The organism is Paenibacillus sp. LjRoot153 (assembly GCF_964253085.1).
Classification (GTDB): Bacteria; Bacillota; Bacilli; order Paenibacillales; family NBRC-103111; genus Paenibacillus_E.
Window position 1 is genome coordinate 5,175,431 of the sequence record NZ_CAXUQH020000001.1, and the last position, 23,243, is coordinate 5,198,673.

General features: G+C 44.8%; 20 protein-coding genes. 7 read left to right on the plus strand and 13 right to left on the minus strand.

The window, feature by feature from the left end:
* Window positions 1-294: 294 nt before the first annotated feature.
* Window positions 295-2,388, plus strand: coding sequence for an LTA synthase family protein (locus ACSQ8P_RS22640; RefSeq protein WP_436237235.1), 2,094 nt, complete (start codon window positions 295-297; stop codon window positions 2,386-2,388).
* A gap of 57 nt (window positions 2,389-2,445) precedes the next feature.
* The gene (locus tag ACSQ8P_RS22645) at window positions 2,446-2,826 is read left to right on the plus strand and encodes a YmaF family protein (protein ID WP_436237236.1); all 381 of its coding nucleotides are present in this window, start codon (window positions 2,446-2,448) and stop codon (window positions 2,824-2,826) included.
* 1 nt (window position 2,827) lies between these two features.
* Here ACSQ8P_RS22645 and ACSQ8P_RS22650 read toward each other — a convergent pair whose 3' ends face one another.
* Window positions 2,828-3,805: an aldose 1-epimerase gene (locus ACSQ8P_RS22650; protein ID WP_436237237.1), complete on the minus strand. Its 978-nt coding sequence runs from the start codon at window positions 3,803-3,805 to the stop codon at window positions 2,828-2,830.
* A 13-nt stretch (window positions 3,806-3,818) separates the two neighbouring features.
* Entirely contained in the window at window positions 3,819-4,742 is a 924-nt protein-coding gene (locus ACSQ8P_RS22655; protein WP_436237238.1) for a CPBP family intramembrane glutamic endopeptidase, read from the minus strand.
* Window positions 4,743-4,887: 145 nt separating this feature from the next.
* On the opposite strand from ACSQ8P_RS22655, the gene ACSQ8P_RS22660 reads away from it, so the two are divergent.
* Window positions 4,888-6,237, plus strand: coding sequence for a sensor histidine kinase (locus ACSQ8P_RS22660; protein ID WP_436237239.1), 1,350 nt, complete (start codon window positions 4,888-4,890; stop codon window positions 6,235-6,237).
* A 23-nt stretch (window positions 6,238-6,260) separates the two neighbouring features.
* Window positions 6,261-6,971, plus strand: coding sequence for a response regulator transcription factor (locus tag ACSQ8P_RS22665; protein WP_436237240.1), 711 nt, complete (start codon window positions 6,261-6,263; stop codon window positions 6,969-6,971).
* Here ACSQ8P_RS22665 and ACSQ8P_RS22670 read toward each other — a convergent pair.
* A complete protein-coding gene (locus ACSQ8P_RS22670) occupies window positions 6,968-7,834 on the minus strand; it encodes a YitT family protein (RefSeq protein WP_436239583.1) in 867 nt (288 codons plus the stop codon). The genes ACSQ8P_RS22665 and ACSQ8P_RS22670 overlap by 4 nt on opposite strands.
* A gap of 208 nt (window positions 7,835-8,042) precedes the next feature.
* Between ACSQ8P_RS22670 and ACSQ8P_RS22675 the strand changes: the two genes are divergently transcribed.
* A complete protein-coding gene (locus ACSQ8P_RS22675; protein ID WP_436237241.1) occupies window positions 8,043-10,157 on the plus strand; it encodes a sulfatase-like hydrolase/transferase in 2,115 nt (704 codons plus the stop codon).
* Window positions 10,158-10,284: 127 nt separating this feature from the next.
* On the opposite strand, the gene ACSQ8P_RS22680 is transcribed toward ACSQ8P_RS22675, so the two are convergent.
* Complete coding sequence (locus tag ACSQ8P_RS22680) at window positions 10,285-11,304, minus strand: Gfo/Idh/MocA family protein (protein ID WP_436237242.1); 1,020 nt, start codon at window positions 11,302-11,304, stop codon at window positions 10,285-10,287.
* A gap of 33 nt (window positions 11,305-11,337) precedes the next feature.
* The gene (locus tag ACSQ8P_RS22685; RefSeq protein ID WP_436237243.1) at window positions 11,338-12,108 is read right to left on the minus strand and encodes a sugar phosphate isomerase/epimerase family protein; all 771 of its coding nucleotides are present in this window, start codon (window positions 12,106-12,108) and stop codon (window positions 11,338-11,340) included.
* Window positions 12,109-12,279: 171 nt separating this feature from the next.
* On the opposite strand from ACSQ8P_RS22685, the gene ACSQ8P_RS22690 reads away from it, so the two are divergent.
* Together ACSQ8P_RS22690 and ACSQ8P_RS22695 are read left to right on the plus strand one after the other, a co-directional pair.
* Window positions 12,280-13,035 carry an AraC family transcriptional regulator gene (locus ACSQ8P_RS22690; RefSeq protein WP_436237244.1) on the plus strand — a complete coding sequence of 252 codons (756 nt, stop codon included), beginning with the start codon at window positions 12,280-12,282 and terminating at the stop codon, window positions 13,033-13,035.
* 204 nt (window positions 13,036-13,239) lie between these two features.
* Window positions 13,240-13,467: a hypothetical protein gene (locus tag ACSQ8P_RS22695; RefSeq protein ID WP_028554145.1), complete on the plus strand. Its 228-nt coding sequence runs from the start codon at window positions 13,240-13,242 to the stop codon at window positions 13,465-13,467.
* A gap of 44 nt (window positions 13,468-13,511) precedes the next feature.
* Here ACSQ8P_RS22695 and ACSQ8P_RS22700 read toward each other — a convergent pair whose 3' ends face one another.
* From ACSQ8P_RS22700 to ACSQ8P_RS22735, 8 genes are all read right to left on the minus strand, one after another.
* Window positions 13,512-14,024, minus strand: coding sequence for a DinB family protein (locus ACSQ8P_RS22700; RefSeq protein ID WP_436237245.1), 513 nt, complete (start codon window positions 14,022-14,024; stop codon window positions 13,512-13,514).
* 364 nt (window positions 14,025-14,388) lie between these two features.
* Entirely contained in the window at window positions 14,389-16,578 is a 2,190-nt protein-coding gene (locus ACSQ8P_RS22705; protein WP_436237246.1) for an alpha-galactosidase, read from the minus strand.
* A gap of 156 nt (window positions 16,579-16,734) precedes the next feature.
* Complete coding sequence (locus ACSQ8P_RS22710; protein ID WP_028554142.1) at window positions 16,735-17,022, minus strand: ferredoxin family protein; 288 nt, start codon at window positions 17,020-17,022, stop codon at window positions 16,735-16,737.
* On the minus strand, window positions 17,019-18,329 hold the full coding sequence (locus tag ACSQ8P_RS22715) for an FAD-dependent oxidoreductase (RefSeq protein ID WP_436237247.1): 1,311 nt from the start codon (window positions 18,327-18,329) through the stop codon (window positions 17,019-17,021). Before ACSQ8P_RS22715 ends, ACSQ8P_RS22710 begins: the two co-directional genes overlap by 4 nt.
* Window positions 18,326-19,465, minus strand: coding sequence for an electron transfer flavoprotein subunit alpha/FixB family protein (locus ACSQ8P_RS22720; RefSeq protein WP_436237248.1), 1,140 nt, complete (start codon window positions 19,463-19,465; stop codon window positions 18,326-18,328). Before ACSQ8P_RS22720 ends, ACSQ8P_RS22715 begins: the two co-directional genes overlap by 4 nt.
* Window positions 19,466-19,493: 28 nt before the next feature.
* Window positions 19,494-20,327, minus strand: a complete 834-nt coding sequence (locus ACSQ8P_RS22725; RefSeq protein WP_436237249.1) for an electron transfer flavoprotein subunit beta/FixA family protein — start codon at window positions 20,325-20,327, stop codon at window positions 19,494-19,496.
* A gap of 1,033 nt (window positions 20,328-21,360) precedes the next feature.
* The gene (locus tag ACSQ8P_RS22730; protein ID WP_436237250.1) at window positions 21,361-22,683 is read right to left on the minus strand and encodes an LLM class flavin-dependent oxidoreductase; all 1,323 of its coding nucleotides are present in this window, start codon (window positions 22,681-22,683) and stop codon (window positions 21,361-21,363) included.
* Window positions 22,684-22,699: 16 nt separating this feature from the next.
* Window positions 22,700-23,230 (minus strand): GNAT family N-acetyltransferase, encoded by a 531-nt coding sequence (locus ACSQ8P_RS22735; RefSeq protein WP_436237251.1) that lies wholly within the window; start codon window positions 23,228-23,230, stop codon window positions 22,700-22,702.
* Window positions 23,231-23,243 lie beyond the last annotated feature (13 nt).

The window sequence follows — 23,243 nt, forward strand, 5'->3', positions numbered from 1 at the left end:
GAGTTTCGGTTTGCGTTTCATGGTGACAATTATCATCTTTGGGTTATAATGTTGAATGGAGCTGAAGTGATTATTGTAGCTGGACAAGCAAGCATTGGGCTTACATTTTGATTTTGACGACTTGTTCAATACCTATTTTGAGGACGGAAAAGATATTGGTCACGTAGTTTTTACAAGCTTTAGAATAGATTAGTTCTGAAGGATCCAATGATACCTGATCTAAAGTTAATTTATGCCCGGCATCTCCATGCGGAGAGTCGGGTTTTTATAAGCTGATAAATAGGAGTTTTACGAATGACTACTTTACTTAAGGCACTAAAGCAGCTGCCTACTCGCGCAATGATTATGATACTTCCTTTTGTATTAATGTGTATGGTTGAATTTCTAGAGAGGGGCACTTACAAGGAGTTTCATCATTGGATGACAACGTATCCTTTAGCCATGGTGCTTGCTTATTTCGTTGTTGGAGCTATGTATTTGTTTCTTATCGCTATTACTGGTCGTTCACGGATGTCGTTTTGGCTCCTTTGTGCCATATTGCTGCCACTTGGAGCGATTAGCGGCAGTAAATTAAAGGCGATTGGCTCACCTTATTATCCATGGGATCTTTATTTTAATAATCAACTTATGGAGTACAGGAAGTTTTTGAGCGAATATTTTACTAATCGTATTGTAGGCTATACATTGCTGTTTATAGTTATTGTGGCTTGTCTGTTTCATCTCATTTTACGTAATCGCAAAATGAAGTTTCACTGGATCGAACGCTGTGTTTACGGTGTAATCGCTGTTGTAATGGCGACCAGTCTGTATGCAGATAAGCCCCTTTCCTTTACAAAACTATATGGGGTTTACACGGTCCCTTGGGATCAAACGATTACTTACGATGAAAATGGTTATTTATACTCCACTGTTCAGATGCTTAACTTTCTAAATGTCGCGAAGCCAGATGGTTATAGTAAGAATGCAATTACTACACTTTTAGACCAAATTCCTGATAAACCAGCTGCTAATGATAAAAAACCAAATATTATCGTTTTACTTGGGGAGTCCTTTTTCGATCCGACGACGATGAAAAATGTAACTTTTAGCCGCGATCCTATTCCACATTTGCATGAGTTGCAGAAAAAATTCACAAGCGGTAAGATGTTATCTCCTCAATTCGGGGGTAGTACAGCAAATGTTGAATTTGAGGTTTTATCTGGGAACTCCATGCGTTTTTTTGGAAAATCGCCTGATAAGATAATTCCTTATATCGAATATATGAATCACGGTGTAGATTCCTTGGCGAGCATTACGACTAGACAAGGCTACACAGCGACAGCAATTAATCCATTCTTCAGTTATTTCTTTGATAGCAGAAAAGTATATAAGCATTTCGGTTTTTCGCGGTTTATTTCAAGTGAATATTTCCCAAATGATTTCTCAGGACCCAACTATGCGGATCATGCCGTTGTGAACAAAATTATTGAGGAAACAGAAAAAAGCGCTGGGCCTGATTTCATTTTTGCTAATACGATGGAAAATCATCATCCTTACCCTCCTGATAAATTCAGTAAAAATACGATTCAGGTTACTGGTGATATTTCGGCAGAGTCGAAAAGTATTTTAGAAACTTATGCACAAGGTATTACAGCTACGGATCAGGCTCTGCAATCTCTCGTTGATTATTATTCGAAAAAGTCAGAACCGACGATTATTTTATTTTTCGGGGACCATTTCCCTTTCTTTGAGGAAGATTATAAAGTATATCGCGATGCCAAATATGTGCTTCCTGATGACCCTGATCTGTATACGAAGACACATTACACCCCTTTTGTGATTTGGAATAACTTCGTACCTGCTGAACAAGAGAAGCTGAATCTAACTTCAAGTCCTTCTTTTTTGGGGCCGATGCTACTGCATTTGGCAGGGGTAAAGGGAAGTTACTATACGGATTATTTATATGATTTATCAAAAAAAATACCTGTCATTCCTCCGCAAGACATGTGGTCGAGATATAACATTCAGGAGAGCGATCTCGCTGGTTATGAGAAGCTGCAGTATGATAATCTCTTCGGGGGCAGATACGGCTATGAAGCTAAAGGCTACAAAGAAACGATCGTTCAACCTACGTATACGTTAGGATATGGTGATCCTATCATTTCAAAAGTCACGGTAGAAGACAAAAAAGTTAAAGTAACAGGTTCACCATTTTTCTCCTCCTGTAATGTGTATATTGATGGGCAGGAAGTTAAGTCTAATTTCGATGGAAAAGATACGCTTTATGTTGATATTGCATCTAATCCTGTAATTGAACTAGGTAAGTCGCAACAAGTTGAAGTACGTGTATATGATGATAAAAAGATGAAAATCGGTCAATCCAATCTTTATACATTGCCTTCGTCATGACAAAAGCCCCCTACGAATAGGATGAAGCATATCCTACTCATAGGGGGCTTTTGTGTGATGAGGAGCATTCCACCAGCTCATGTACATTTCTTCACAACGGTAACTTCGGAAGAATTAGGGCATCATCATCTTTTGCGACTGTACACTTTCAATGTGAACGGTACTTCTTATGACCAGCATGTCCATCAATACCAAGGTATTTCTGGGATTAAGTATGGTCATTATCACACTTTTTATGGCGTTACCGGTCCGCCAATTGCAGTAGCGAACGGAGCCCATATTCATTTACTCCAAGGTGTTGTGGATCTAAATCTGTATAACACCGGAAGACGAGGTGCGCTTGTTAAATCCGCTCAAATGGAAGGGAGTATTGTACAGCTCCATCAACATGCTTATCAAGGTTATTCGTCAATAGGTTTTGGATATGAACCCTGGTAGCTTACTTCGTTTCAACATGGATCGCCCAGTTGAAGGTAAAGGTCGCACCTTCCTCCAAGCTTTGTGCGCCTGAGATTTCTGACAGATATGATTCATTGAACACGTTCATGATACTTGTATAAGGTTCAAGTGAAACTGCGTTTGTCCATGGCGCTGTGAATAGAACATGAATTGGGAATTTGTCTCCCATCTCAAAGATAAGTTTCGTGTTGCGAGCTTCGTATGCAATCTCGCATATCTGTGACCCAGGCGCGATGCTCAGCATCTGTGACCCGCCAGGATATCCTGGCAGCGACGAGACATTCGCGCCCTCCTGTAAGGCCGCAGTGAGCGCTGTCGGCACAGGCTCCCCTGCCGCAAACCCACCCGCGGACAGCGGCCATTCTGCCACCGCGGGAATGGTTACCCGCACGCGGTCCGCTTCGCCCTCCGCGAACGCGAAGTACGGGTGAAAGCCAAGCGACAGCGGCATGGTATTGCCGCCTCGGTTGGCGATTTCACCGCTGAGCGACAGCGTACCGTCCTGCAGACGGTACGTAAAGCGGAAGCATGCGGCGTGTGGGAAATACGCCAGCATGTCCGGTGTCTCCGCGATATCAAACTCCGCGGAGACATAAGCCCCGCCAGCTGCGTCCGCGCCGCTGGCAACGACCTTCCACGGCCGCTCGCGCAGCTGGCCGTGGGCGTGATCTGGCTCCCGATTCGCCGGGAGCCGGTATTCGCGGCCACCGAAGGTGAAGGCCGCTTCTTTTACACGCCCCGGCGGGAACAGAATGGGCACGCCGTAGCGCGAGGAATTGACGCGAAGCTCCGACAAGGCATCGGGCTTCGCGATGTAGCTGTGGTTCCGCACATCGAAGCGGAACAGGTGCAGTCCGACGGCCGGAATAATTTCGGCCACGGCATCTGCTTGATGGTCGACGAGTTTGAGCGTCGACTCCCCTTCCCATTCACTATGTATGACTTCATATTGGTTCAAAGATTAATCCCCCTCAATGATTGTTATTGTTGCTAATGACTTGTGTTGTTTGTTTAGAACGATTTCGTGTTTGATTATAGTTATAAATCATTATGATACCAAGTACAAGAATAACGCACGTAATTAAACTTCCCTCTGCCCCAAAATCCCCGCCAGAAATTATCATGGAACCTCTCGTTTCTGTCGTAATAAGTGATGACATCGGAATCCCTGAAACATCAAAGCCGAATAGACACCCCTGCATAAAATTCCACGCCAGATGAAGTCCTATGGGCATCCATAGACTACCAGTAATTTCACGGCATAGCCCCATCAAAAGGCCAGCCAAAAGGATATTGATAAACGGCAACACAGTAGTCCACATCCCAGGATTAAAGCTATGCAGTAAGGCGAAAACAATCGTCGACACCCCTACAGCTATTTTCGGCCCGTAGCGATTTTTCACAAGACCTTGTAAATACCCGCGCGCAAATAGCTCTTCATTGATTGCTACTCCGATAAAGAGAAGAAAACTCCCTCCTATCGCATATCCCTTCGATACATTCCATTCCACCTGAACAAAATGGATGCCTCCGAATAACCATATCCCTAAGCTGCTAAGGGTTATCAGCGCGCCCCCCCATAGGAAGCCTTCTCCAAACCGACGGCCGAATCTTGTCCAATGAAAACCTAGTTTCCATCCCTTTTTCCGCTCAAATAAATAAAAACCCAACCAAACACCACTTATGAAACCTACAATCTGTGCCCATAATGACGCTTTAATAAAAAAGGGATTACTAGTGACAGCCTCCATACTTACGATAAGATCAGGGTTAATTCTCACGGCAAGGACAGCTGCAGCTATGGATAAAATGACCGTAATGACGATGATGAAAATGAGTGTTAGCAGTACTTTACCCACAATCTGGAGGATTGGAAATGATCTTCTCTTCTTCACTTCGATATCGGTTCACTCCTTTCGTATACCAACAATTCGAGAACTCATGCCCAAATCCTCCCATATGTTAGAAAGGAAACTCTTGTGCAAACGATTACGTCATGCCACAATAAGACTATATATTGACTTGATTGAGGGGGAACACATGCTTTTTGTCCTTTTTGCACTTTGGTTTATCGCATCAGGACTACTTATTGTAGATCCCGGTTCACGTACCATGCGCTGGATGAGCGCAGTTGCTTTTACTGGTGGATCTGGGGCCTTAGCAGCTGTCATATCATCGGATATCATCCCATATTTTCAGTTAACATCACCAAATCCATCACTGAGTTCATTGTTTTATCGTGTTATGGGCATCTGCTCCTTGCTTTCCTACTATGGCTTACCATATGCTTTCGCAATGCTATCTTTAGCCTATCATTCCACTTGGCAGAAGCCTCTCCTGCGAACTTGGTTACCGCTTGTATTGCTAGTACCGCCAATTGCTTGTCTGATCTTATTGCCAGGATATACTGAAGAAATGCCCATTGACTTCCGGGTAGTCGCGACCTGGGCTTTCCCATACATCATCATCGGTTCCATACTGATTGCTCTCAAAAAAGAGCATCTTCCAGCTATGAAACGGACACATTTGTTCACATGCCTTGCACTGCTCCCGCCTATACTTTGTGTTGGCGTGCTCAATTATGTCATGCCCAGCTTCGGTTTCTATCGATTATGGATCTATCATGTATGGATTTTGGCCTTTGTGGTTCCTTTCTTTGTATTTACGTTTTTCAAATACGGGTTTCTCGGGATCCGGCTGCTCATTGAACGACGCAAGCTGGATTCCACGCTCCGTGCTATTACATCCGGTACAGCCATTCTTAATCATGCAATCAAAAATGATGTAGGAAAAATGCGTTTATTTCTGGAAAAGATGAACCAGCACGCAGCTGACACGGGGCAAACAGAGCTAATCAGAGACATTCATGTGGTGATGAACGCCTCCAGGCATATTCAGGACATGATTAGCCGTGTACATGAACAAACGCAAGAATTGCCACTTCGTACTTCACAGGTTGACGTACGTCAGTTAATTCAAGATGTCTTAACCCCTCTTGAAGTTTACTGTGGCACCATTCAAATACAAGTAGAGCTTCCAGATCAGCTCGAACTTAGGCTGGATCAGATTCAAGTCGCGGAAACGTTAACAAACATCCTGATGAATGCCATTGAAGCGATGAGCAGCGGCGGTGAGCTGTCAATTAAAGCTTTTTCAAGCAAAAAAAATATTGTACTTGAAATTAAAGATACAGGCATGGGAATGGAGAAATCAGTCCTCAAGCAAGCTGTAGAACCTTTCTACACTACAAAAAGTGGCAACCGGAATAACTTTGGTCTCGGCCTTGCTTATTGCTATAGCGTCATGAAAAAACACGGTGGTAGTTTGGAAATTAGCAGTGAACCCGGTAAAGGTACAAGTGTATATTTGACATTTCCAGGACAGCGTTAGAATTGTAGAGAGGAAGTATCGGAATGGATTCAATTCGCATACTCATCGTGGAAGATGATCTGGATTGGCTGCGCGGTCTGACGGATTATTTGAATCGTCAAGGAGATATGACTGTCGTGGAGAGCCGATCTACAGCAGAAGATGCTCAAGCATTATTTGGTCAAGCCACACCTTCTGCTGATGTCGTACTTATGGATATTATGCTTCAAAATGAACCAGCGGGCATAGGACTAGCGGAGCAAGCCTTTTTATCTTGGGGCGCCAAAGTCATCATGTTAACTTCGATGGAGGAAAAGGATTTCATTTTCCGTTCCTTCCAAGCAGGAGCAATCGATTATCAAATTAAATCTCGTTTCGAGGAGCTCCCAGGCATTATTCGCGCGGCTCATGCGCGCCAGTCCGCTATTAATGCAGCTGTTTCTGAACAGATGCGCGAGGAATTCCGCAGACTCAAACGGTTGGAGCAGCAATTCAAGATCAAAGAAGTGCGGGATCTCATCACCCCAACCGAACTTCAAGTTCTTGATATGATCGATCAAGGTCATACGCAGACGGAAATTGCAAATCGTTTCTTCATTTCATTGCGAACAGTAAAAATTCATGTGGGTCATATTTTGAAAAAGCTCGGAAGCCCGAGCAGCAAGGATGCTGCTCAGCAGCTAAGAAATTTGGGTTTTTTTGAGCGAGGTTCTACACATAGGGATAAAGAAATCGAGAAGGAGAAATCCGACTAGTGGATATCTCTTTTCTTAAATCTTCCGCCTTTGACATCGTGGATATTACCAACTGCAAGAAATGCTTTAGGGTCAAGTCCATCCACGATGGATTTCAACTTGGCTTCTTCCAAACGTGTAATCACACAAAAGATGACTTTCTTGTTATCACCAGAGAAACCGCCTTCGCCTTCCAAATAAGTGACGCCGCGTCCTAAACGATCCAGAATCGCTTCGCCAATTTCTCTAAAGTTGTCACTAATAATCCACACAGACTTCGACTCATCGAACCCTTCAATGGTGACATCAATCATTTTATAAGCAATGAAATAAGCTATTAACGAGTACATTGCACGGTCCCATGTATAGACAAACCCTGCACTTCCAAGAATGAATAAGTTGAAAAACATAACGATTTCGCCGACCGAGAAAGGAATTTTTTTCGAAACGAGAATCGCAACGATTTCTGTACCATCCAGTGATCCCCCGAAACGGATTACCATCCCCACACCAATGCCAAGAATAATCCCGCCGAATACCGCGGCTAACAACGGATCGTTCGTAAGTTCCTTCACTGGATGAAGCAAGGCTGTACCTGCTGACATGACAAGAATGGCAAAGAGCGTAGATAAGGCGAAGGTTTTACCAATCAATTTATAACCGATGAATAGGAAAGGAATATTTAATAAGAACAAGAACACACCGATCGGCCCTTGCGTCAAATAAGATAAAATGATCGAAATCCCCGTGATTCCCCCATCAATAATTCGATTAGGCACTAAAAAAATTTCTAATCCAACTGACATTAAAACGGCACCAATGAATAAGAACAATCCACGACGAAAAAACGCACTTTTTGTCATTTTCCGATGTTGAAGTTGCATAACTGCTTCTCTCTTTAGTCGCATTTGTTCTTTTGCCATACGCGAGTCCCCTCCTAACTTATCTCCTCTTTATAAGTATTCTTGATATAGCCATCATTTTCCTGCAAACTATCTATTTTTCATAGAGATACCATCGAATAATGTCGAAATGCATGATATAATATCAGGTGTTCAAGGACTTTTAACTTATATTTGTACAGGAGAATTTATGAAACAACACATTGAACGATTGTTATTAGTAATTCGGCCAAGACTGCCACTTTTACTTCTTGCACTAATCCCTGTTTTGATCATGGAAATATTGAGCCGCGGGAACTACATTGAAATGATGTCTTGGAGCTACAAGCATGTTCTGGAGCTTCTTTACAACGAATGGATCGTTGTAAGCCTTCTATTGTTATTCGTTGCCATCATTGGGCGAACTCGAATCGCGTATTGGGTGATTGCCGGTTTCCTCATTATCTTGGCCCTCATTAGCGGCGTAAAGCTCAAAATACTAGGCGTGCCTTTAACTCCATGGGATTTAGTTGTAGCAGGCGAAGCCTCCGATATGGTGAAGTATTTATCCAACATTTTGACATTTAATGTCTTGTCTGTCATTCTCCTGTTCCTTGTTGGCAGTTACTTCATCCTCTACCGTACAACCATGTTTATTAAAAAAGTAGCTTTAAAAGAACGTGGAATTCTTGCTGGAATTGGTTTAGTTATGTTCTTAGCTGTCTATATGGACCTACCATTGCCTGTTCAGAAGTGGTTTGGCATCGAAGCAGCTGTTTGGAATCAAGTACAGAACACCAAAACAAACGGGTATGCGCTTGCCACCGTTTTGAATACCAAAGCCATGTTTTCTGATCATCGTGAAGGTTATGATGATAAAGCTGTTGAAGCCATCGTAAATGCATCACCGACGCCACCGGTTAAAGCTGGTGATTCAACAACACCAATCAAACCGAACGTTATTGTCATTTTAAGCGAAGCTTTCTGGGATCCGACCATTATCCCTGGCGCTAAGTTCGACAGAGATCCGATTCCTTTCTTCCATAAACTGCAGAAGACCGGAACGAGTGGAACGATGCTTTCACCGCAATATGGCGGTGGGACAGCCAATGTGGAATTCGAAGTACTTACTGGAAACTCCATGCGTTTCTTGCCACAAGGCTCCATTGCCTATAATCAATATATTTCAAATGAAGTCGATTCATTAGCAAGTATTTATGCGCGTCAGGGTTACACCTCGACTGCTATTAGCCCTTTTTATAATTGGTACTTTAATAGTAATAAAATATATCAAGATTTCGGCTTTTCCAAATATATTCCGATTGAGTATTTTAAACCGACGTATTCCGGTCCTTATATCGCGGATAGCGAGGTTGCTGCTAACATTATTCATGCAACTGAGCAAAGCGCAGGCTCTGATTTCGTGTTTGCGAACACGATGGAAAATCATTTTCATTTCTACCCTGGCAAATTCCCAAAAAACACCTTTAATGTAACAGGCAACTTCTCCGCTTCTTCGGTTGGGATGCTTGAAACGCTTGCCCAAGGTATTAATGGGTCTGATAATATGTTGAAGGAATTAGTGGAATACTACGAGAAAAAAGGCGAGCCTACGATTATCGCTTTCTGGGGCGATCACCTGCCAGCACTTGGTGATGATTATGCAACATATATTGACACGAAGTATATTAGCGGTAAAGATGATCCTGATTTCTTGAAAAAAATGTACAGTGTCCCGTTGGTCGTATGGAATAATTTCGATACACAACGTAAGGACAATTTGAATATTAGCCCTTCATTCTTAGGCCCTTATTTAATCGAATTATCGAAGCAGCAAGGTAATTATTATACAAATTTCCTAACGGAATTGGCTAAAAAGTATCCTGTTATCCCGCCAAAGGATCACTTTGCTGAAATGAATATTAAAGAAGAAGATTTGAAAAATTACGAAACCTTACAATATGACATCCTTTTCGGAGATCGTCACGCTTACAAAAACTATTTAACACCGATCATTGATCCTAAATATATCCTTGGTTTCGGACCAATTACTTTAGATAAAGTAGAAGCGGACTCGCAAGATATTTCGGGTCGCACGAGTTTAACAATTACGGTTACCGGTAATAATCTTCCACCTCTAGGTTACGTAACTTTGAATGGTAAAGCGATACCGACGACTTGGAAAGATGAGCACACCGCTACTGCGTTGGTTGAAGGGGCTCTACTCAAAACAGGCCTTTGGGACATCCAAGTACAAGTCAAAGACTCCAAAGAAACGATTGTAGGCAAGTCTAACTCCGTTTCCATTGATATCGGCGGACGTTAAGAAGCATGTTCCTAGCCCCTAGTTCTCATCTTGAGGATTGGGGGCTTTTTCATTCCAATTTGCCGTCATAAACAAGAAGAAGCTCACCCCATATGGGATGAGCTTCTTCAATATTTAACTCTATAACTTAGAGATTAATGATTTTACCAGTAGCTTCGGATTCGAACGCTGCAAGAATTACTTTCAACGCTTGGTAGCCCTCTTCGCCAGAAATGCGAGGTGGTTTGTTATCTAGAATACTAGTAACGAACTCGTCGACAACACCACTGGATGTTTGTTTCTCATTCGTTGCTACTTGACCCACTTTGTAACGCTCAACCGAACCATTACGAAGCTCAACGATCACTTGATCGTTAGGGTCAGTATCGATTTTGATAACGCCATTCTCACACCATAGAACTGTGGAGTTATCTTGACCTTTGTAGTACGTCCAGCTCGCTACTAGTGAGCCTGTTGCACCGCTTTTCATGCGTAGCAAGCAAGTTGCATTATCATCGACGTCTGTTCCATCTTTGTGAAGCGTACCAACGAACGCAGCTACTTGAGCTACTTCGTCATCAAGCAACCAACGGATAAGATCAGACTTGTGTACGCCTAAATCGCCCATTGCGCCCATAATTGCTTCTTCCTTGCGGAAGAACCAGCTCTCACGACCATCAACACTCCAACCCTCAGGACCTGGATGACCGAAGGATGTACGGAATGTAAGAACCTTTCCAAGCTTACCTGTTTCCAAGATTTCTTTGGCTTTCACATGCGGAGGCATTAGACGTTGGTTGTGGCCAACCATCAAGAACACGCCATTTTTCTTCGCAGCTTCGATCATCGCCTCGGATTCAGCAGCTGTTGTAGCCATTGGCTTCTCTACAAGCACATGCGCACCGGCATTAGCCGCGGCAATAGAGATTTCAGCGTGAAGGTAGTTAGGTGTACATACGCTAACTGCGTCAACTTTTTCTGCTTTCAACATGTCAACATAGTTGCTGTACGCTTTACCGCCATGCAGCTGTGCGTAGTGCTCAGCTCTTTCGATGATTGGATCAACGAATGCTACTAGTTCAACATTTGAATTTGAAGCGTATTCTGGGATATGTCTATGTTTGGAAATGGATCCACAGCCAATGACGGCTACTTTAATTTTACTCATGTGATGAATGCTCCTTCGAATTATAAGAATGAATTAGTTATGAACGTTTAAATAATGCTCTTTGACCCAATTGAAGCTGTTTTCAATACTAGTTAAAGGTGCTTTCTGGCAGTGATCTTGTTCCACAACAAGCCATTCGACACCTGCTTGCTCAGCAGCAACAATTACTTTATCAAGAGGAACATCGCCTAAGCCTAGCTCCAAAGTAACTAGTTTACCTTCAGCGTTCTTCGTGAAATCTTTGAAATGCACCAAAGGAAGACGTCCTGCATATTTGGCAATGTACGCTAGTGGATCTTGCCCTGCGAATTGTACCCAACATACGTCCATTTCGACTTTAATTGCATCATTGTTCGCATACATCGCGTCGAAAACGAACTCATCTTCCACTTTGTAATGGAATTCGAAGTCGTGGTTGTGATATAGGAATTGTAGACCTTGTTCTTGGGTCTTAACTGCTAATGACTGGCACTCAGCAATTAGGGCTTTCCATTGATCAACGGACTCGCGCTCTTCAGCACCAACATAAGGACAAATGGCATATGTAGCACCGATTGTTTTCAAATAATCGATCTCACCTTGGAAATTATCACGGAATCTTTGCAAGCTAATGTGGCTTCCGAAAGCTTTCAATCCAAGCTCATCGAGCAACCCTTTAAGCTTATCTGCAGGCATGTCATAATAGCCAGCAAACTCAACACCCTCATATCCTAACTTCGCAACATGGCGAAGTGTACCTTCCATATCACGTGCCATATCATCTCTCAATGTGTACAATTGAAGTCCAATTCCTAAACGTCCCATTTGTTCTCCTCTTTTCTCATAAGTGAAATCGAAAATAGTAACCTTGGCCTTAGTATAAGCGAGATTAGCCTATTATGACCATTCACGATATAATTAAAACATCTCTTATTTGGCTACGAAAGGCGAAATTACATGAAAGCTGAACTATTAACTTGTGGGTATTCATTTCATATGGACCCGTTTTATGTGAGTACCAAATCTGGGCTCCAATCTTATCTTTTTCGATTACAAACAGAAGGAACTTGTGAAGCGCTTGTCGACGGACGAATGATCACAATAGAAGCTGGCCACTTACTCCTCTTTAAGCCAGGGGATCCCTATGAACTGCGTATTGAGAATGAGCTCTCGCACAATGACAGTAAAATAGCCAGCGGAGACTACTACCTATTTTGTAAAGGTGACTGGATTGATGCCTGGTGGAAGCGTAACAATAGACCAACCTGTATGCGCATTGACCTCGACCCCAGAATGATCTCACTGTGGCGGCAATTAAGCCTGGAGAAACGCAGAATGGAGGAAGAGAATCCCGAGCTAAGCGGATATTTGCTTCAAGCCTTATGCCTTTATCTTGAACGTGCGGCAACAGAAACGGTGCAGGGTCGCCCTTTCACAGGCACTCGCATGAAACGATTTATAGAGGCACATGCTACAGCAGCGTTCAAAATTGAAGATGTGGCAGACCATGTAGGACTAAGCATCTCCCGAGCAGTTCATTTGTTCAAAGAATATTTCGGTAAAACAATGATCCAATATGCGACAGAAGTGCGCCTATCCAGCGCGGTCGAGCGTATGCATGATAGCTCCATGTCCTTAGAACAAATTGCTCTTAGCTGTGGTTTCGGCTCTTACCCTTACTTTCATCGTGCATTTAAACAACGTTTCGCTACATCACCTAAAGCCTATCGACAAAACATGCAGCACACCTAACATGATTCATTTGATTAAATTCACACAATATTCAATATTCCTGGCCATTGTATGAAACATTTTCAGCCGCTAAATCGTATTATCTATATACGAAAATACATAGCAATCTCTTATTTGTCTTAAAATTGTAAAACTATTTTAAGGTTCTATTAATAATAATCCGATATGCTAGTACTATATCCAATTCTTAGGATGGTGGAACTCATGAAAATGTTTATAACGATTCATAACAAACCTGTACCCGTATACTCCGATGAGAAAAATAAAAAGAAGTTCAATTTACTGAAGTCAGCACTTGAGGCCAAGGTTACCAAAGGAAGAGCAACACTCAAGAAATGTCTGGATTCAATCATTAGCATCGAGATTGTCGGGTGCGAAGCGATTCTTCATTCCTTGAATGAACGAGATTCGCTGGCACTTTCGCTTTACTAAAAAAAAGCCTGAAATCCACTTCTGGATTTCAGGCTTTTTCTTTGCTATAAGTACTTCTGCTCAGCGATGTTAAGATGATGCTGAGCATGACCTGCGATCACATAGGCAATGGCTCTGGCAGAAATTGCGAACGTATTCGCTGTCCCAAAACGTGTCCACGCCGTTTCAGTGATTGAAGGCAACAGTGCCAACGTAGCTTGTCGCACTGCTTGGAAATCCTTCACCAGATCCGTTAAAGCCACTTCATCGAACGACGCATTCGCTATGAATATATCTTGATCAAAGCCAGGTAAATCTGTCGTATCTCCGCGAGCTATACGCAGTAATCTATAACTCATAATACGCTCTGTATCCGTGATATGAGCCAGTACTTCCTTCAGACTCCACTTATCAGGTGCATAGCGTGATAAAGCTTGATCCTCCGTTAACTGTGCAAATAGCGATACGAGCGCCTTCTCTTGACTGTTCAAAATGGATACATAGTCCCCTTCGGGCACCAACCCGATGTACCCCGTATAGTAGGATGAATATTCGTCATGACTTGGTCGTTGCAGCATGTTAGCATTGTCTCCCTTCACTTAAATGATGGTATGAATTCATCTATCATATCGCAAATTTCCAGAAAAATGAATCCACTTCAAGTGTAAGTTGAGCAGAATCAAGTTCATTCCGATCACGCTTATTCGCTAATACGATTATCTGTGGTATCTATAAGAACCTTGATCTCCCACGACTACTCTTCACCATCTTCACTCGTCATCTCTCTACCCTCTTCTCACCCCTACAAGGTTACCTTGAAGCTTTAAAGTTGTTGTAGAAATCACAGAAAATAAATTTCACCGAAGAGTGCTTCCAACAACACTCATAATGAATAAAACCCCTATTTCCCATAAACGGGAAATAGGGGTTTTATATCTGCTGCTACTTAGCGTTCAGCAGCCAGATTTTGCTCTGGAAGTCGCCATGCAACCCGGCGACAGATATACCGGCGTATAACAGATGGTCGCCGGGGAATAGCCCTTCCGAGCCTTCGATTTGATAATCGAAGGCAGGGTTAAGTCCCTTTAAGCGCAACGTCTTCAACGGCGCATAAGGTTCAGCAAGCACTCGGATGAACACGACCATTGCTTGTGTCTTGTCCTCGGAGACAATCATCCACGCTGTGTCATTCCCCTCGAACGGGCTCAACAGGCGATACATATCGCCAAATTGAACAAGCGGTCGAAGTTGTTTGTAGTCGGCAACTTGACGTTTGACGAGCTCCTTCTCTTCTTCCGTGAACTTCGTCAGATCAAGCTCATAGCCGAAGTTACCTGACATTGCCACATGACCGCGGGTTTCCAAAGAAGTGATGCGATGCACTTGATGATTAGGCACAGCTGAAACATGCGATCCCATGGAACTAACAGGGTACACGATGCTCGTCCCATATTGGATTTTCAAACGGCATACGGCATCCGTATTATCGCTCGTCCACGTTTGCGGCATGTAATACAGAATACCCGGATCGAAACGGCCACCGCCGCCGGAACAGCTTTCAAACAAGATGTGTGGATATTCGGTCGTAATGGTTTCCATTACGCGATACAAGCCAAGCATGTATCGATGTGCCGTCTCTCTTTGACGTTCAGGCGGCAAAGCGGCGGAGCCAATTTCGGTCATGTTCCGATTCATATCCCATTTGACATAAGTGATTGGAGCACTACTTAAAATGTTACGCAGCATGGCCATCACGCCATCACAAACATCTTCGCGGGAAAAATCAAGAATCAGCTGCCCACGACCTTCCGTACGTCGACGATCCGGTACATGCAGGCACCAATCTGGATGCTTTCGATACAAATCACTCTCTGGCGATACCATTTCAGGCTCAAACCATAAACCGAATTCCAATCCCAGCTTGTTCACTCGTTCTACCAAATCTTCAAGTCCACCAGGGAGTTTCGCCTTATCGACAACCCAGTCCCCAAGTGAAGTCGTATCGTCATTTCTTTTGCCGAACCAACCATCATCCAATACGAATAGCTCAATACCCAGCTCTTTGCCGGCACGAGCAATGCTCTCAATTTTATCAGCGTTAAAATCGAAATACGTCGCTTCCCAGTTGTTGACTAGGACAGGTCGTACACGATCACGGAACTCACCGCGGCAAAGTCGCGTACGGTATAAACGGTGGTATGTTCTGGACATTTCGCCAATACCCTCATTGGAATACACCATAACAGCCTCTGGCGTTTGGAAACTTTGCCCCGGCTCTAGCAGCCAGCTGAAATCAAAGGGATTGATTCCTATGGAGACACGCGCAGTAGCAAAAGGATCGACTTCGGCGTGCGCGGCGAAATTTCCGCTGTACACGAGGTTAAAACCATACACATCCCCGTAGTCTTCATTGGCATCTTTGGCTAGTAAAGCGACAAACGGGTTATGGGAATGGCTGCTTGATCCACGTCGGCTTTCGACGGTCAATTTTCCAGGAGCAAGCGCTCTTCTTTCAATATGACGCTCACGCGCCCAACTGCCAGAGAGCTGTAACAGATCCCAGTCCGCATGGGAATAATCCACACTCATACTTAACGCACGGAGCAGCTTGAGATCAGCTGTACCCTCGTTTACGAAACGAACAGAACGAGTGATTGCGCCATGATCAGCGAAAACTGAATAGGACAGAATAGCTCGCAAACCTGCTACTTTGTCAACAAGCTCAATTTCTAACGTTTCAGCTTCATGATCTGCTTCTACATAGGTTGAGGGTAAACCCTCTAACGCAGGTTTCCCTTGCACGATCCGATGCTTATCATAGATAAGCTCAGTGATCGTTGAGCCATTCGGAAGCGCCACTTGATACGCCGGTTCACGGAAATCGCTTGTCCCATAAGCAGGGTATTCCTGTGGGAGTGTATCAAATGAGATCGTTTTATTTTCCTTGACCGGATTCGGGCTAAATGAAGCTCTTTCCTTATATTGAATCACCGTACCGAGTTGACCAGATCGTATAGAGCGGCCCCAGTACACATGGGCTGGATAGGTACCATTAATAAGCTGAATCACATAGCTCATATGTTTATTTTGCAAATGGAATATACCTTGTACAGGTTCAAAAGAAATTGTCATTATAAATCCCTCCTATCTTCTATTATCGTGTCCTGAAACAAACAAAACTATGGAGAAACTACACCAACATATGGAGAAATGTCGTTTTTCGACAAAAAAAAGATAGAGCCAAGACCCCTAACCGGTCTCCGCTCTATCTTCATCCACACGCCACATTTAGCCGTACTTATACGTCATCCCATGTCCACCCTTCGGATACACCCAATCGATGTTGTATGAAGGACACGCAATGCGGCACGTACCACATTCAATACAATTTTCAAATGCAACCGTCGTGATCTTAAGCTTCTTTTCCCACTCATACACATCGGAAGGACAGAAATAATTGCAGTCCTTCGTCACACAATTCAAGCAGGTTTGTTTGTCTTTAATCACCAGATGGGATTTATCATCGCATTTGTAACGAATGGTAAACAGTTTATCTGAAATATCACTTTGGCTCATCCGTTCATCGCCCTCCATCCCTTATAGCCTAGCTTCATCAAGTTTACCGTACCGCCTGCGGCATTTTTGATGAGCTTCATGGCCATTTTTTGCTTCTCAGCTTTCGTAATTCCATCTACGAGGAACATATTATAAGCCGCTTCATTCACGGCACGTGGCAGTCGATCGAATAATAATTCAGGATCCTGTTCTTTCAAAAATTGGTGCATCCCTTTGTACTTTTGTAGATCCTTGTGTACAAAAGATTCTCGGATTTTATTATCGTAAAGATGCATCGTTGGGGCTGAAAAATCCCCGCGTGCTTTCGCTTCGATAATGGCTTCCCCGGCCAATCGGCCCGAGGTCATCGCGAGATTCGTCCCCTCCCGGTGGACAAAATTAATCAACTGTGCGGCATCACCGCAGACACACCAGCCATCACCAGATAGGGGTGGGATTGAATGAAAGCCCCCTTCTGGAATAAGGTGACCTGAATATTCCTTGGTCTCTCCGCCTTGAATCAACTTTCGAATCATCGGATGCTGTTTAACCGCTTCAAGCACAGCGTATGGCTTCACCTTTTTATCCCGCAAATGGTTCACCATTACACCGACCCCTAACGAGATCGTTTCTTTATTCGTGTATAGAAAGCCCATGCCCGCCATACCGAGCGAGGTTTCGCCCATAAATTCGATGGTGACACCTTCATCTCCCTCAAGCCCAAAGCGGTCCTCAATCTTCTCACGTGGCAGTGCAATGACCTCTTTAACAGCTAAAGACACCTCATCCGGCATCCATTCCTTATGAATTCCCATGGCTTTGCCGAGCAAGGAATTAACGCCATCGGCAATGACGACAACGTCCGCATATAAATCGCCATCATCTCGGTCGGTGCGCACGCCAACAACCTTGTTACCTTCTCGAATAACGTCTAGTGCCACGGTTTCGTAAATCGGGATCGCACCTGCTGCGACGGCTTTTTCAGCGAACCATTGATCGAATTTGACCCGCAGGCCAGTGAAGCAATTAAAGGGCTCCTTGTAGGCCTCATTACGATGTCCGAACGTGACCATCGACTCTTTGCCCATCATCCAGATCCGCTGTTCAACAATGTAGCGCTCCATCGGAAAGTTCTTCTCCGTCCAAAACTCAGGGACAAGCTCCTCAATTTGCTTTCGATAGAGGACACCGCCAAATATATTCTTGGCCCCTGGAAATTCGCCTCTTTCGAGCAGTACAACCGATAAACCAGCTCGTGCCATTGTTAACGCTGCAGCTGCTCCAGCAGGACCACCGCCAACGACGATGGCGTCGAATTTTTCATTCATTTCGCTTCACTCCTTTCTCGCGCGAAGGTCGCCTCTGTCAGCGTCTGTGTTGTGGAAATCGAGGCATCAACCACTGATGAGGGGTGAATGCCAAAAAGCGTACGACGTTTCCTGAATTCCTCTGTAATCGCAGGAACAATTTTGAATAAATCCCCTACAAGACCATAATGGGCAAATTGGAAAATAGGCGCTTTCTCATCTTTGTTGATGGCGACGACAACATCGGCATGGCTCATACCGACCGTATGCTGCACGGCGCCAGAGATGCCGATGGCGAAATAGAGCTTCGGCCGCACCGTAGCACCCGTCTGCCCCACCTGATGCTCGTGGCTGATCCAGCCCGCATCCACGGCAGCGCGGGACGCGCCAACGACTCCTCCGAGCGCATCCGCTAGTTCGGCGAGCAGCTTGAAAGCATCGGGCCCGCCAAGTCCTCGGCCCCCAGCAACGATAATCTCGCAGTCCTCGAGATTCAGCTTCCCTGTTTCGCGCAGGAAGTCGAGCACCTGCGCGTCAATCTCGTCCTCGCGCATCGTGGCTTCGATACGGATGATCTCGCCTTGGCGCTCCGCGTCCTTCGGCAGCGCCTGAAACACGCCGGCGCGCGCTGTCGCCATTTGCGGCCGGTACTGCTTGCAGAGGATGGTGGCCATCATCTTCTCAGAGAAAGCTGGCCGGCTGGCCAGCAGAAGGCGCGATGGCGGCGGCTCCACATCGAGCTGCGTCGTGTCGGCCGTCAGCCCCGTTGGAAGGTGCGTCGCAATTGCACCTGCTAAGTCGCGACCTGTCGCCGTCGCGCCGAACAGCACGATCTCGGGCTTCGCATCCTCGATCAGCTTCAGACAGACCCGGCTGTATGGCCGGGTCCTGTAATTGCGAAGCTCCGCGGCTTCGCAGAGGTAAACCCGGTCCGCGCCGTAATGCACGGCTTCATCAGCGAGATGTGTGACATTCTCGCCGATGACGAGCGCCATGAGCGGCGCTTCCAGCTTTGCTGCTAGCTTTTTGCCTTCGCCTAGCAGCTGCCAGGACACCTTTTTCGCGATGCCCTCGCGCTGCTCAACAACGATCAAAACCCCACGATATGCCGACCAGTCCGGCATCGTCGGATCAATCTGTTCCGTTTCTCTTGCCATCGTGTCATCCTCCGTTCCAAACTATCTATTAAGCCCAGTCTAATAGGGTTTGCATGTCCTTCGTCAATAACTTGTCGGCTAGCTGAGCTGCGCCAGTTTCTGGACTATCGAAAGTGATCATTTGCGTTTTCACCGCTTTAATCTCCGGTACCCACGTTTTGGCTACAATTGTCGGAGAGCCTTTGAGTCCAATCTTTGCCCTCTCCAGATCTGGAAAATCAGCCGTCGTCCATACGGTAGGTTTATATCTAGCCGCTCGAATCATGCCCGGCAAAGAAGCCCGTCTCACTTTATTCAGCTCTTTCAGCGCGGTGATCAGTACTGGCATGCTTGTCTCAACAACTTCAATGCCATCCTCCAGCAGTCGGTGAACACGTACTTTACGGTTTTCTTCATCCACTTTAACCACTTTGTTGACATAGGTAAGTTGTTCCAAATCCAATCGACAGGCTACACCTGGGCCAACTTGTCCGGTATCACCATCTAATGTTTGTTTTCCGCAAAAAACAATATCCACCGGCCCCCACGTTTCCGCAATTTTGCGAATTGTTCGAGCAACAACATACGAGGTAGCTAGAGTATCCGCTCCTGCAAAACCACGATCCGTCACCAATACGGCATCATCGGCGCCTAAAGAAATACATTCCTTAAGTCCTTTTTCTGCTGGTGGCGGTCCCATAGTGACAACGGTAATGCGCGCACCTTGCTCATCCTTAATGCGCAGTGCCTCTTCCAAACCATGCATATCATAGAAATTCACAATGCTGGGAACACCTTGACGAATGAGCGTATTATTCTTGGGATCAATGCGAATTTCTCTAGAGTCCGGAACTTGTTTAATACAGACGACAATATGCAGCATCTCTGCACCCTCCTATTTCTGCGAGGAACTGGCTTGCATGTTTTGACAACTGGCCTGGGAGCCTGTCATCATTGTGAATTTTGTCACGTAAATGTCGATGGGTAATCGCTTTCAGAGCATTATAGAGGCTTTCGAACAAGCATAAAGATAAGAATCTAACACAGTATATGCGCGAAGGTACGGAACTTGACTAAAATATTGAAAAATTCAGATACATGCTCACGTTCGAATGACTATTTCACTGAAAGGCATTTTCTGTGGTATCTACAGGAGTCAAACAAACCCGAAAGAACTACTATTTAGCACACTAATGGATAGTTCGTCACAATCAGCATGAGGCCATTCGACTGACTATTTCAATAAAAAGCTTTTTCTGTGGTATCTACAAGTGTCATGAAAGAAATTTGAATAACTCGCAAAGAACACCTAGTAATTATATTTTCATTGAAAATCTAGCTCACTCTCACCCTCTAGATCGGAAAGATATATATTGTTCTCTCTTAAGAAAGCTTCTAACTCCATTTATTTATTGTAGATACCTCAGAAAATTGTTTTCTCGATAGTTAGGGTGGAGCACCGTGGGGTGAGTCTACAGGATTGCATGAATTTAGCTAGGTTGAGTGGAGTGCGTGGGGTACTTGGGGTACTTGGAGTACAAGGGTACTTGGGGTACTTGCGGTACTTGGGGTACTTGGGGTACTTGGTGTACTTGCGGTGGGTGGCGTGCATGGTGTACTTGGTGTACTTGGTGTGCTTGGCGTGCTTGGATTGGGGTAGATTGAGTGAATCAGGTGAATTGTGATTAAAGTGAGTTGTAAATTGAGTGAATTTAGGGTTTGAGTGTATTGACTAGTTTAAGTGGATTGGCCAATTGATTCACGCATGTCGATCGAGAAGGAATTGAATGGAATGTACGGTTAGAGTTATAAAGTTATCTGCTGCGTTTTGAATAGGTTATTTATACTAAAAAACTGCCCACTGGCCTTTTCAGCCATGTGAACAGTCTTACAGATACCTATTGGCCAACGTACAGCTACACATTCACCTTCGTATATCGATTCGCCGGAACTGGTATACCGAGATTCCCGCGAAGCGTATCTGCTTCATACTCGATTCTGTACAATCCGCGCTCCTGCAGGATTGGCACAACGTGATCGACGAAGTCATCCAAGCCTTTTGGTAAGGCAGCGGCGATGATAAAACCATCTGCGGCATTTTCTTCGAACCACGCTTGCACGCGATCAGCCACATATTCTGGGGTGCCAGTGAATTCGTTTCGAGGCGTAGCCACATTTAAAGCGACTTGGCGCAGCGTTAGGTTCTTCTCTTTTGCTGTTTGCTTAATTTTGTCTGTTCCGCTGCGGAAGCTATTGCTCCCGAAATCACCTAGCTCAGGGAAAGGTTCATCTAACGGATATTGAGAGAAATCGTGATGCTCGAAGAATCGGCCTAGGTAATCCAACGCTTTATCAATGGTAACGAGGTTCGCGACTTCTTGATATTTGCGCTCAGCTTCTTCTTCTGTAAGTCCGATTATCGGGGCTATGCCCGGTAGAATTACTACTTCATCCGGATTACGGCCTTCGGAGGCAGCTCTCTTTTTGATATCCGCATAATAGGCTTTCGCTTCGTCAATCGACTCATGTCCTGCAAAAATCGCATCCGCCACTTTCGCTGCAAACGCTCGGCCATCCTCTGAAGCCCCTGCCTGGAATATAACCGGCTGTCCTTGTCTTGAACGAGCGATATTCAACGGCCCTTGGACGGAGAAATATTCACCTTTGTGGTTCAATGTGTGAAGCTTACTTGGGTCAAAAAACACACCACTCTCTTTATCACGAACAAAAGCATCATCTTCCCACGAATCCCATAGCCCGCGTGTCACTTCTAAGTACTCATTGGCGATCCGATAGCGCTCTGGATGAGACGGGTGCTCCGCTTTGCTATAGTTTTTCGCTGAACCTTCTAGCGGAGAGGTAACAACGTTCCAACCAGAACGTCCATCACTGATCAAATCAATGGAAGCAAATTGCCGGGCCACGGTGAAAGGCTCACTGTAGGATGTCGATAACGTCCCTACCAGTCCAATGTGCGAGGTGACCGATGCTAACGCTGATAGAATGGTAATCGGCTCGAACCGATTAAGGAAATGCGGGATCGATTTTTCCGTAATATATAAGCCATCCGCGATAAAAACAAGATCGAATTTACCGGATTCGGCTTTCTGTGCTTGCTGTTTATAAAAACCAAAATTCACACTAGCATCCGTAATCGCTTCAGGGTGTCTCCAGCCTGACACATGACCACCTACGCCATGAATGATGGCACCTAATTTGATTTGTTTTTGTTTAGCCATGATTATCTCCGTCCTTTCACAATATCGCTGCGGTCTGTATATGCAGCCGATAGCTTTTCACGAGTATTTCACCTTTTTGAATATCCTTGTCATAAGCGCGTTCGAAACCCAAACGTTCATAGAGCTTCACAGCCGATTCCATCATATCCGAGGTGTGCAAATGAAGTGTGGCTGCACCTAACTCGGCAGCGCGTCTCACATTTTCTTTAATCAATGCGGTAGCGATTCCCTTGCCTCTGGCACTTGGTGAAACCGCTAGTAAACGAAGGATAGGTGACTCAATCTCAAGCTCTGGCGCGCCGTAAGCGGCTTCGGAGGATAGAAACAATTGAGAGCTACCAACAATTTCATCGTCAATTAGTGCAATAATCCGCGCGATGGGCTTACTACTATCCACAGATGCGATAATATTTTCTTTATATTGATCCCAGCCTTCTGGAGGCAGCACATCCCGATATTGGCCATAGGCATCTTCCAGAACTCTTCGAATCGCCTCGCGGTCACCGTCATTGGCTTCCCGAATGTGAACGTCTTTTACATCCGCCATATCGAATCCCTCC

Excerpts from the sequence above, each read along its gene's own strand:
- ACSQ8P_RS22665 (WP_436237240.1), top strand. The coding sequence starts at position 6,261 with ATGGATTCAATTCGCATACTCATCGTGGAAGATGATCTGGATTGGCTG.
- ACSQ8P_RS22710 (WP_028554142.1), bottom strand. The coding sequence starts at position 17,022 with ATGAGCCAAAGTGATATTTCAGATAAACTGTTTACCATTCGTTACAAA.
- ACSQ8P_RS22735 (WP_436237251.1), bottom strand. The coding sequence starts at position 23,230 with ATGGCGGATGTAAAAGACGTTCACATTCGGGAAGCCAATGACGGTGAC.
- ACSQ8P_RS22725 (WP_436237249.1), bottom strand. The coding sequence starts at position 20,327 with ATGCTGCATATTGTCGTCTGTATTAAACAAGTTCCGGACTCTAGAGAA.
- ACSQ8P_RS22705 (WP_436237246.1), bottom strand. The coding sequence starts at position 16,578 with ATGACAATTTCTTTTGAACCTGTACAAGGTATATTCCATTTGCAAAAT.
- ACSQ8P_RS22715 (WP_436237247.1), bottom strand. The coding sequence starts at position 18,329 with ATGAATGAAAAATTCGACGCCATCGTCGTTGGCGGTGGTCCTGCTGGA.
- ACSQ8P_RS22730 (WP_436237250.1), bottom strand. The coding sequence starts at position 22,683 with ATGGCTAAACAAAAACAAATCAAATTAGGTGCCATCATTCATGGCGTA.
- ACSQ8P_RS22720 (WP_436237248.1), bottom strand. The coding sequence starts at position 19,465 with ATGGCAAGAGAAACGGAACAGATTGATCCGACGATGCCGGACTGGTCG.
- ACSQ8P_RS22645 (WP_436237236.1), top strand. The coding sequence starts at position 2,446 with ATGAGGAGCATTCCACCAGCTCATGTACATTTCTTCACAACGGTAACT.
- ACSQ8P_RS22695 (WP_028554145.1), top strand. The coding sequence starts at position 13,240 with ATGAAAATGTTTATAACGATTCATAACAAACCTGTACCCGTATACTCC.
- ACSQ8P_RS22690 (WP_436237244.1), top strand. The coding sequence starts at position 12,280 with ATGGACCCGTTTTATGTGAGTACCAAATCTGGGCTCCAATCTTATCTT.
- ACSQ8P_RS22685 (WP_436237243.1), bottom strand. The coding sequence starts at position 12,108 with ATGGGACGTTTAGGAATTGGACTTCAATTGTACACATTGAGAGATGAT.
- ACSQ8P_RS22660 (WP_436237239.1), top strand. The coding sequence starts at position 4,888 with ATGCTTTTTGTCCTTTTTGCACTTTGGTTTATCGCATCAGGACTACTT.
- ACSQ8P_RS22670 (WP_436239583.1), bottom strand. The coding sequence starts at position 7,834 with ATGCAACTTCAACATCGGAAAATGACAAAAAGTGCGTTTTTTCGTCGT.
- ACSQ8P_RS22680 (WP_436237242.1), bottom strand. The coding sequence starts at position 11,304 with ATGAGTAAAATTAAAGTAGCCGTCATTGGCTGTGGATCCATTTCCAAA.
- ACSQ8P_RS22640 (WP_436237235.1), top strand. The coding sequence starts at position 295 with ATGACTACTTTACTTAAGGCACTAAAGCAGCTGCCTACTCGCGCAATG.
- ACSQ8P_RS22675 (WP_436237241.1), top strand. The coding sequence starts at position 8,043 with ATGAAACAACACATTGAACGATTGTTATTAGTAATTCGGCCAAGACTG.
- ACSQ8P_RS22700 (WP_436237245.1), bottom strand. The coding sequence starts at position 14,024 with ATGCTGCAACGACCAAGTCATGACGAATATTCATCCTACTATACGGGG.